Raw genomic sequence first — 5,458 nt, forward strand, 5'->3', positions numbered from 1 at the left:
TTCTGGCTGCTGCTAACGCACGTGCAGAGAAAATCAATGCACTGGGCACCGTTACTCTCGCGTCTAAAGCAGGCGACGAAGGTAAACTGTTCGGTTCCATCGGTACGCGCGACATCGCTGATGCAGTTACTGCAGCTGGCGTTGAAGTGGCGAAGAGCGAAGTTCGCCTGCCAAACGGCGTTCTGCGCACCACCGGTGAGCACGAAGTTGACTTCCAGGTTCACAGCGAAGTATTCGCGAAACTGGTTGTGAATGTAGTAGCTGAGTAATTTTTTACTTAGTTTGAAAGCGCCGGCCTTGTGCCGGCGTTTTTGTTTCTGTCGCTTACTGCGCGCGGATAAAGCTGCCGTCCGGCTGGCGGGTAAACAGCACCGGGCCGTTACTGCTCTCAACCGTTAAGCCGGTCACCACGCCCTGCGCGTTCTGACGAATCTTGACCTGCTGACCACTCTGCAGCGCGCTCAGCGGCTGCCCATCGCCTTCCACCCGCGCCATGGCAAACACATCATTGACCGGCAGATTGTTGTCACGGAACAGCTGTGCCAGCGTCTGGCCCGAGGCCACGGTATAGCTGTGCCATTCGCCCTGGGCATCACTTTTCGGCGTCGTATTCTGCGGCGGCTGCGCATTGTTATCGTAGATTTCCGCCTGCATCGGCACCTCTTTGCCGCTGCTCTCTGCCGGACGCTCCACCGGATACTGCGGCGTGCTGGCAGGCCAGAGAAACGCCAGCAGCATCACCAGAAGGGCAATAACGATACCGCGTCGGTGCAGCGGCGGCAGCGGATCCATCCAGCGTACGTTATCCAGCAGATGCCAGATGCGCTGCAGTACAGCGGGTATACGCGACGGGGTTTCAGAAGCCATTCTTTCCTCCTCCTCGCTGGCGGTCGTGACGCGCCTGTCAGGCAGCCAGCGTTGCAACCGGGAAAATAAGGTACGCGGTGCGCGCGTCCTGCGACGTCGTGGGGCGATTTGGCCCATGGATGCTCTCTTGTTCTATAGTATGGGCAAAGCGGGCGCGAAGTGCCTGCCAGCATTGAAAAATTTGACCTGCATATTGTTTCTCTTTCCCCGGGAAATGTCATCCGCGGCGCGCGAGATTTTACGCCAGCCGCCTGCGCTGTTATGCTGCCGGTTCTATTTTCTCCGGGATTAAGGAAACAAGATGACGACCCCTTCATTTGACAGCGTCGAATCACAAGCAAGTTACGGTATCGGTTTACAGGTTGGTCAGCAGCTGCAAGAGTCTGGACTGCAGGGTCTGCAGCCAGAAGCGCTGCTTGCGGGCCTGCGCGACGCGCTGGAAGGGAACTCACCGGCAGTTCCGGTTGACGTGGTACACCGTGCGCTGCGTGAAGTCCACGAGCGTGCCGAAGGTGTACGTCGTGAGCGCGTCGAAGCCATGGCGGCCGAAGGCCAGCAGTTCCTTGAGCAGAATGCACAGCGTGAGGGCGTGAGCAGCACCGAATCCGGCCTGCAGTTCAGCGTCATCACCCAGGGCGATGGTCCGATCCCATCACGTCAGGATCGCGTACGCGTGCACTACACCGGTAAGCTGATTGACGGCACCGTGTTTGATAGCTCCGTTGCCCGTGGCGAACCGGCTGAATTCCCGGTCAGCGGCGTGATTGCCGGTTGGATTGAAGCGCTGACCCTGATGCCGGTTGGTTCGAAGTGGGAGCTGGCCATTCCGCACAATCTCGCTTACGGCGAGCGCGGCGCGGGTGCCTCTATCCCGCCATTCAGCACCCTGATTTTCGAAGTCGAGCTGCTGGAAATCCTGTAATAAACAGCGGGCGCCATATCTGGCGCCCGCGGTCACTACTTCTTCTCTGCCTGCTTCTGTAGATCTACCTGCCAGATGGCAAAGCCCGTTTCATCACTGCCGACGGCTTTCATCGGATAATCAGCATACTTCTCAATAAACTGCGTGGCTTTTGCGCCCGGCGCGGTCTCAAAGCGAATATCAAGCGGCGTTGCGCTGGCGATCGGTGCCAGCCGCCAGTTGTGATCGGCCTGTGGCTGCACCGCGCCGTGGGCGCGGGTTTCGCTGCTGATGTAGGCGGCCACCACCGAGCGGTTCTCATCCGGCGAAGCAAACGCAACATACTGCTCACCGGTACCGGCAAATTTCCCGCCCCAGGCACGGTAATTATTGGTGGCAACGAGGAAGGTCGCTTTGGGGTCGATCGGTTTGCCCTGCCAGCGCAGATCCTGAATACGTGATGCCGCCGGGTTAATCAGCTGGCATTCGGCGTCGTAGCGCGCCGGTTGCGTTACATCGATCTGATACTGCACGCCGTCAATTACATCAAAATTGTAGGTGCGGAAATCCCAGTTGATCAGCGACTGCGGCTGACGACGATGCACGTCGATCTGATTAAACTGCGCTGCCGAGCACTCCAGCCACTCTTTCACCTGCGCGCCGCTGACTTTCATCACCACCAGCGTATTCGGGTAGAGATAGAGATCGGCGGCATTACGGAAGGTAAGATCGCCTTTTTCCACTTCAACATAGCTGGCCGGATCGTTCTTACGGCCGCCGGCCTTGAACGGGGCCGCTGCCGAGAGCACCGGTAAGCGGCCCAGATCGGGATCGCCCTGAATGAAGCGTTCGACGTAAGCACGCTGCGCATTATTGACGATCTGCACGGTGGGATCGTCCTGCACCAGCGACAGATAGCTGTACATCACATCCGCCGACTTGCCGATCGGTTTTGCCACAAACTCACGCGTAGCGCGATGATCGTCGGCCAGCACTTTCACCAGATCGGCATCTTCCGCCGCCAGCGATTTTTTCGCCACCGCATCGTAAACTGGCCGCGCTTCGGCTTTACCCAGGGTCACCTGCCAGTTGCCGCTGTCATTTTTCAGCACCAGGTCAACTACGCCGAGATGATCGCCCCACATGCCGGGCATTACCGCCGGTACGCCGTTAAGCGTGCCCTGAGCGATATCCGCGCCTTTAATCTCCGCAAACTCTTTGCCGGGAAACACCGCGTGCGCATGGCCGAACATGATGGCATTGATACCTGGCACCTGACTGAGGTAATACACCGAGTTTTCCGCCATGGCATGGTACGGCTCACTGCTCAGACCGGAGTGCGGAATAGCGATGATTATTTCAGCACCTTTTGCGCGCATTTCCGGCACATAGCGCTTCGCTGTCTCGGTGATGTCATCAACGCGCACTTTACCCTGCAGATTGTTGCGATCCCACACCATAATCTGCGGTGGTACGAAGCCGATATAGCCGATTTTCAGCGTATGCGGCTTGCCGTCGCGGTCTTTTACCGTGGTTTCTTTAATTAAATAGGGGGTAAACAGCGGCTTGCCACTGGTTTCATCGATAACGTTGGCATTGATGTAGGGAAAACGTGCCCCGGCAATCGCCTGCTGCAGATAGGGCAGGCCGTAGTTAAATTCGTGGTTACCCAGATTGCCTACCGCATAATCCAGCGTATTAAGGGCTTTATACACCGGATGGATTTCTCCCGGCTGCAGGCCTTTGGCCGCCATGTAATCACCCAGCGGGCTACCCTGAATAATGTCGCCGTTATCCACCAGCACGCTGTTTGCTACTTCGCCGCGCGCCTGCTGGATGAGCGTGGCGGTGCGCACCAGACCAAACTTTTCGGTCGGCGTGTCTTTGTAGTAATCGAAATCCATCATGTTGCTGTGCAGATCGGTGGTTTCCAGAATGCGTAAATCCACCGTGGCAGCCTGCACCGTGGCGGCTGCAACGCACAGTGCCAGTAACGACATGCTCGCTTTGAACATGGCTTGCTCCTTGTTCGCTTTAATGGGCCTCTCAAAATAATGTAAAACCATGACGAATTATCATTTCAATTTGTGATGAGGCTCTGGATTTTGCCTCTTTCCTGGGCAAGCTGACGGAGTGCCTGCCATTCAGCATTGCGCCATAGCCGTCACGAGCGAACTATGATATTGATAATCAAAGCGAATACGCTTAGCTGCGGCTGTCACAGCGCACCTGCTAAAATATCTGGAGACGGGCTGCCGGGGTTCAGCGGCAGCATCAGCCGAAATGAGGTGAACAATGTTAGATAAAATTTGCCAGCTGGCGCGCAGCGCGGGCGATGCCATTATGCAGGTCTACGATGGCGCACAACCGCTGGACGTGACGCGTAAATCGGATGATTCACCGGTCACGGCGGCCGATCTGGCGGCACATCAGGTTATCGTGCAGGGCTTAGCGGCCCTGACGCCTGACGTGCCGGTGCTGTCAGAAGAGGATCCACCCGGCTGGGATGTGCGTCAGCACTGGCAGCAATACTGGCTGGTCGATCCGCTCGACGGCACCAAAGAGTTCATTAAGCGTAACGGCGAGTTCACGGTCAATATCGCGCTGATTGAGCACGGCAAACCGGTGCTGGGCGTGGTGTACGCGCCGGCGCTGGGGGTGATGTATTCTGCGGCCGAAGGCAAAGCGTGGAAAGAAGAGGGCGGCCACACCACGCAGATCCACGTACGTGAAGCGCGACCGCTGCTGGTGGTAGTGAGCCGTTCGCACGCTGATAAAGACGAAGAGCTGAAAGAGTATCTGACCCAACTGGGCGAGCATCAGACCACCGCTATCGGCTCCTCGCTCAAGTTCTGCCTGGTGGCAGAGGGCAAGGCGCAGCTCTATCCGCGCTTCGGGCCGACCAATATCTGGGATACCGGTGCCGGCCATGCGGTAGCCATTGCCGCTGGCGCGCACGTGCATGACTGGCAGGGCAAAACCCTCGACTACGCGCCGCGCGAGTCGTTCCTGAATCCGGGCTTCCGCGTCTCGCTGTTCTGATACGCTGTGCGCGCCGCCCGCTGTGGCGCGATCACGCCTGCAGCAGCTGATGGATCAGTTTCATCGCCTGCTGCACTTCATCCTGCGTCAGCGGACCGTCTTTGACGTAACGCACATGGCCGGTCTTGTCCAGAATCACAATTGCCGAACCGCCTTTCTCCAGCTGCCACGCCTTGCGCGCGTTGCCGTTGCTGTCGACAATAAACTGCGACCACGGATACTGCTGTTTATTGCTCTCAATGCTGCTGCGCACAAACATCCCGGTGCCGGGAATGGCATCATCGGTATTAACCACCGTGGTGGTCTGATAGCGGTCGTGCGGCAGCTGGGCGGCTTTGATGGCTTCAATCAGCGCGGCGTTCTGTTCTTTGGCTGACGAGCGTCCGGCAATATGCAGGATGACCCGCACTTTGCCACTCAGCTGGGCGCTGTTCCAGGGCTGGTAGCGAAACTTCTCCTGCTGATACAGCAGTTCTCCTTTGTCGTTAACGCCGACTGCCGGTACGCGCTCGCCAACCTTAAACGCATGGGCTGAGGCAAGGCTGGGCAGCAGCAGCGCCAGGGCTATCACGGAATGTGCCAAACGCATGGTAATGCTCCTTAGTGATCCGACCAGTTATTCATGTTTTTGCAATATTAGGCGTGGAT

General features: G+C 57.6%; 6 protein-coding genes. 3 read left to right on the plus strand and 3 right to left on the minus strand.

Features of this window, described 5'->3' with window-relative positions; translation table 11 throughout:
* Positions 1-269 (plus strand): 50S ribosomal protein L9 (gene rplI, locus QMM04_RS20540; RefSeq protein ID WP_282996894.1); only part of this gene is annotated, 269 nt, incomplete at its 5' end.
* Between the two features lie 55 nt (positions 270-324).
* Here rplI and QMM04_RS20545 read toward each other — a convergent pair.
* Positions 325-984: a LysM-like peptidoglycan-binding domain-containing protein gene (locus tag QMM04_RS20545; protein WP_150360361.1), complete on the minus strand. Its 660-nt coding sequence runs from the start codon at positions 982-984 to the stop codon at positions 325-327.
* Between the two features lie 184 nt (positions 985-1,168).
* On the opposite strand from QMM04_RS20545, the gene fklB reads away from it, so the two are divergent.
* Positions 1,169-1,789: an FKBP-type peptidyl-prolyl cis-trans isomerase gene (fklB, locus tag QMM04_RS20550; RefSeq protein ID WP_021509746.1), complete on the plus strand. Its 621-nt coding sequence runs from the start codon at positions 1,169-1,171 to the stop codon at positions 1,787-1,789.
* Positions 1,790-1,824: 35 nt separating this feature from the next.
* On the opposite strand, the gene QMM04_RS20555 is transcribed toward fklB, so the two are convergent.
* Positions 1,825-3,783, minus strand: a complete 1,959-nt coding sequence (locus QMM04_RS20555; RefSeq protein WP_104188203.1) for a bifunctional 2',3'-cyclic-nucleotide 2'-phosphodiesterase/3'-nucleotidase — start codon at positions 3,781-3,783, stop codon at positions 1,825-1,827.
* A 280-nt stretch (positions 3,784-4,063) separates the two neighbouring features.
* On the opposite strand from QMM04_RS20555, the gene cysQ reads away from it, so the two are divergent.
* Positions 4,064-4,810: a 3'(2'),5'-bisphosphate nucleotidase CysQ gene (cysQ, locus tag QMM04_RS20560; protein ID WP_021509744.1), complete on the plus strand. Its 747-nt coding sequence runs from the start codon at positions 4,064-4,066 to the stop codon at positions 4,808-4,810.
* 31 nt (positions 4,811-4,841) lie between these two features.
* Here the strand turns inward: cysQ and QMM04_RS20565 are convergent, their stop codons facing one another.
* Complete coding sequence (locus QMM04_RS20565; protein WP_282996895.1) at positions 4,842-5,399, minus strand: YtfJ family protein; 558 nt, start codon at positions 5,397-5,399, stop codon at positions 4,842-4,844.
* Between the last annotated feature and the right edge of the window lie 59 nt (positions 5,400-5,458).

The organism is Pantoea sp. Pa-EAmG, assembly GCF_030024295.1.
Lineage (GTDB): Bacteria > Pseudomonadota > Gammaproteobacteria > Enterobacterales > Enterobacteriaceae > Pantoea > Pantoea dispersa.